This is a genomic window from Rhodococcus sp. ENV425 (genome assembly GCF_002887785.1).
GTDB classification, from domain to species: domain Bacteria; phylum Actinomycetota; class Actinomycetes; order Mycobacteriales; family Mycobacteriaceae; genus Rhodococcus; species Rhodococcus aetherivorans.
The window spans coordinates 11,275-14,573 of the sequence record NZ_PCZU01000215.1 but is presented as its reverse complement, the minus strand read 5'-3'; the positions used below and the strand labels follow the sequence as shown (position 1 = coordinate 14,573).

The window sequence follows — 3,299 nt, the reverse complement described above, 5'->3', positions numbered from 1 at the left end:
CCGTCGCGAACCGGCCGAGGAGATCGGCTCCGTCCTCGGCCTCGACGGGGTCTATGCCGAGCAGACCCCGGCGGACAAGGTGAACGGTGTGCGTGCCGAGCGGGAGTCGGCGGTGACGGTGATGGTCGGCGACGGCGTCAACGACGCCCCCGCCCTCGCCGCCGCGACCGTCGGCGTCGCGATGGGCGCCCGCGGATCCACGGCGAGCTCGGAGGCGGCGGACATCGTGCTCACCACCGACCGCCTCGACCGGCTCGCCGATGCCATGGAGATCGCGCGTCGCTCCCGGCGTATCGCCGTGCAGAGCGCCACGGTCGGCATGGGCCTGTCGCTGGTCGCCATGGGCTTCGCCGCGTTCGGCTACCTGCCTCCCGCGGTGGGTGCGCTGCTGCAGGAGGGCATCGACGTCGCGGTGATCCTCAACGCCCTGCGCGCCCTGCGCGGCGACCGGGACCGGGAGCTGGCCCTGCCCGACGACACCGAGGCGATGCTGCACCGGTTCTCGGCCGAACACGACGTCCTGCGTGACGAGCTGTCGATCCTGCGCGACACCGCCCAGCTGCTCGCGTCCGGCGATCGGCCCGCCGCCCACACGGCGCTGCGCCGCGTCGACGCGTTCCTGTTCGACACGCTGCTGCCGCACGAGCAGGCCGAGGACAGCGAGCTGTACCCGGCGCTCGCGGTGCCGCTCGGCAGCGGGGAGGCGACCGCGACAATGAGCCGGATGCATGCCGAGATCGACCGGCTCAGCCGCCGCCTGCGCACGCACCTGGCGCAGGCCGACGCCGCCGGCGGGCTGCGACCGGACCAGTGCGACGACCTGCTCGCCTGCCTGTACGGGCTGTACGCGCTGCTGCGGCTGCACTTCGTGCAGGAGGAGGAGAACTACTTCACCCTCGCGCCCGAGGCCGAACGGGCGGACGGCTCGGCATGACCGGTCCGGGCGGACGGCTGCGGCCGTACGTATCCGGTTCTGCCGGTGCGACGTTCGCGGTGGGACGGCCGGGTCAGCGCCGGGCTTTGGCCGCGATCATCGACAGAGTCGGCCGTGCCATGGCCCGCACGAACGGCCCGACCGCCGTCCAGTAGCGGCGGAAGAGTCTGCGGGCCTTTTCGTCGGTGCCGTGCACCCGGATCTCGGTGAGCAGGACGCAGGTCTGCGCGTCGTACGGCAGGACGGTGAAACTCCATGTGCCGACCCCGCATTCGGGAATCGCGATGCTCGACAGGGGCGCCCCGGGATCCCAGTCGACGCGGCCGTAACCCGGCTCCCACCACCGACCGACGAAGCCGAGCACGAGTTCCCGCCCCGGTTCCTCGGCGACCACCTCGAAGCCGCCCTGCGGACCGATCAGGTTACCGAGGCGGATCGAGCGGTGCGCCCGCACCTCCCGACGCCGCGGCGCGCGCACGGCGTCGAAGGCCATCCGGGCCAGATTGGGGGCGGCGATCACCGGGGACCGCATGAAGTCGATGCGCCGGATCGCGGCGAACGTGTCCCCGGCCGGGGCGTCGACCACCCGCGCGCGTACGACCCGCTGCTCGAAGACCGGCAGCTGCCGTTCGGTCGCGGTGGATTCACCGTCCGGCATTGTTGCTCCTCGGAAGCTGCGCGGTTCGAGTCGCCGACAGTTGCCGGACCATCACCCAGCGCGCGACGAGGTAGCCGAGGACACCGCCGTAGACGGCCTTCAGCACCAGGAACCATCCCGTCGACAGCCCTGACACACCGAGGAGGTGCAGCACCCAGATCGCGAGCACGGAGACGGCCGCGGCCGCCACCCCGAGCGACAGGCCCAGAGACCAGGTGCCGGACGGCAATCGCGCCAGCCACCGACCGGCCTGCGGGGCGTCGGCGGTGGTCGCATCGAGCCCTGCGCGCAACGCCCGTCGCACCCCGGCAGCGGAGAACCAGGAGACGAGCACGGAGAGGATGATCGCGGTCAGCGCGATGTCGACGACGATCCCGTCGGCCGACCACAGCGGCACGAACGACGTGCCGCGCTTGCCCGCCCACGCCAGCAGCGGATTGACGACGACGTTCACCAGGCCGGTGACGACGGCCTGCTTCCGGACGTACGAGGCAGCAGAATCCACGGCGCGTCCTCCTGATCACGGCCCGCGGAAACGGGCCCCCTCTCATCGTGAACCGCGGAACCGTGCTCGTTCCAGGGCCGTAGGTCCCCAGCGACGCCGCACGGGCGATGCCGACGCGGCGAAGGCCCGACGTCCTGCCCTCGGTCGCGGGTTCGTCGTCGTCGCACTAGCTCAGGCGAACCGTGCCTCCCGGGTGCAGTTGGGCGACCCGGCCGCGGCATTCGATCTCGATCGGCGCCTGCATCCCGGGACCGGCGCTCACCTGCACCTCTGTGCCGCTGATGCGCAGGCGAAGGCGGTGCCCCCGGTAGAAGATCGGGAATTCGAGGGCACCGAGTGGTTCGGGCCACTGCGGGGCGAACACGAGCCGGTCGCCCCGGGTCTCGAGGCCGGGGACGCACCGCTGCAACAGATCGACGCTGCCGGCCATGGCCGCCAGGTGGATGCCCTCCATCGTGGTGCCGCCCTGGATATCGGCGATGTCGGCTTTCAGCGCCTGGTAGAAGAAGTCGACGGCCTCGTCCCGGTGGGCGCGTGCCAGCACCCAGGAATGGACGACCCCGCTCAGGGTGGAACCGTGCGACGTTCGCGCCATGTAGTAGTCGATGGTCCGCGGGATGTCCTCGTTCGGGAACCGGTAGCCGAGCCGTTCGAGCAGTTCCCGCAGTTCGTCGGAGGACAGCAGATAGAACAGCATCAGCACGTCGGCCTGCTTCGACGCCTGGTAGCGGTTGACGTCGTCGCCCTCGGCCTCGAGGATCCGGTCGAGGCGCTGGATGTCGCCGTAGCGCCGCCGGTAGCCGTCCCAGTCCAGTTCGGCGAGGCGTTCGTACCCCTCGAACTGGCTGAGGACACGATCGTGGAACGGGACGAACATTCTGCGGGTGACGTCCTCCCAGCGCGCCGTCTCCTGCGCGTGCAGCCCCAGGGCCTGGGTCAGGTACGAGCGGATCTGCAGCGGGATCAGCTCGAGCGCCTCGAGGGCGCGCAGGATCACCCAGACCGACATGACGTTGGTGTACGCGTTGTTGTCGATTCCGTCGTACGGTGCGTCGGGGTAGCCGGAATGGAACTCGTCGGGGCCGATGACGCCGCGGATGCTGTACCGTCCGCGTTCCTCGTCGTAGGACGCGAGATCGGCGTAGAAGCGGGCGATCTCCACGAGCATCTCGGCGCCGTACTCGATCAGGAACTCCAGGTCG

General features: G+C 70.7%; 4 protein-coding genes. 1 reads left to right on the top strand and 3 read right to left on the bottom strand.

All coding sequences use genetic code 11. The annotated features are described in order from the left end of the window. Positions 1-934 (top strand): heavy metal translocating P-type ATPase (locus tag CQZ88_RS18665; RefSeq protein WP_146034331.1); only part of this gene is annotated, 934 nt, incomplete at its 5' end. 73 nt (positions 935-1,007) lie between these two features. Here the strand turns inward: CQZ88_RS18665 and CQZ88_RS18660 are convergent. The 3 genes from CQZ88_RS18660 to CQZ88_RS31325 form a co-directional block, all read right to left on the bottom strand. After that, a complete protein-coding gene (locus CQZ88_RS18660; protein WP_006946635.1) occupies positions 1,008-1,592 on the bottom strand; it encodes a hypothetical protein in 585 nt (194 codons plus the stop codon). Next, positions 1,579-2,097, bottom strand: coding sequence for a hypothetical protein (locus CQZ88_RS18655; protein ID WP_006946633.1), 519 nt, complete (start codon positions 2,095-2,097; stop codon positions 1,579-1,581). The genes CQZ88_RS18660 and CQZ88_RS18655 overlap by 14 nt, the downstream gene beginning before the upstream one ends. 166 nt (positions 2,098-2,263) lie before the next feature. Next, positions 2,264-3,299 (bottom strand): glycosyl hydrolase family 65 protein (locus CQZ88_RS31325; RefSeq protein ID WP_308410814.1); only part of this gene is annotated, 1,036 nt, incomplete at its 5' end.

Excerpts from the sequence above, each read along its gene's own strand:
- CQZ88_RS18660 (WP_006946635.1), bottom strand. The coding sequence starts at position 1,592 with ATGCCGGACGGTGAATCCACCGCGACCGAACGGCAGCTGCCGGTCTTC.